General features: G+C 60.9%; 1 protein-coding gene. It reads left to right on the forward strand.

Going from position 1 to position 571, the window contains the following annotated elements:
* Positions 1 to 409 (forward strand): hypothetical protein (locus HK28_RS11420; RefSeq protein ID WP_233140504.1); only part of this gene is annotated, 409 nt, incomplete at its 5' end.
* Positions 410 to 571: the final 162 nt, after the last annotated feature.

Consider the following 571-nt stretch of genomic DNA (forward strand, 5'->3'; position numbering starts at 1 on the left):
ATATGAGCACCTACACGGAGACGACAAGCTGATGGACCCGAACGTGATCACGGCTGGCGAGGTGGCCAGCGGGAAAGAGGACGAGGCGCAGGACAAGACTCTGTCGGATGGATATGTGCGCAACGACGACGGATCGATCACGGCGCTGCTGGCTTATCCGGTCGGCGACGGCCCCCGGCAGTTGCGGCTCAGGAGGTTCAACGGCCGCACGATGGTCGAGGTGCTGAATGCAAAGGGCGAAGGCGACCGCGCTGAAAAACTGGTGGTGGGCGCGCTTGGGCTCGTCGGCCCAAAGGCTGACAGGTTCATCGCGGATCTCGACGCCGCAGACTTCGTCAGACTGTCAGAGGCGGCGGCAAGTTTTTTGCCGAGTGGCCGGAGGAATGGCCGGTCGTCCTCGCCAGCCTGAAGAGCGAGGGTGGTTTCACCGAGGCGGAAATCCTCGACATGCCATTTGAGCGCCTGTGCTTCTGGAGCCGGGCGTTTTCCAAATTGTCAGAACGGCGTCAGGACGCTTTTGAGACGGCGTTAAGAGAGAAATCATGAGTCAGGATCTGCGCGCCAAGTTCGA

The sequence above is a fragment of the Acetobacter sp. DsW_063 genome (genome assembly GCF_002153745.1).
Taxonomy (GTDB): domain Bacteria; phylum Pseudomonadota; class Alphaproteobacteria; order Acetobacterales; family Acetobacteraceae; genus Acetobacter.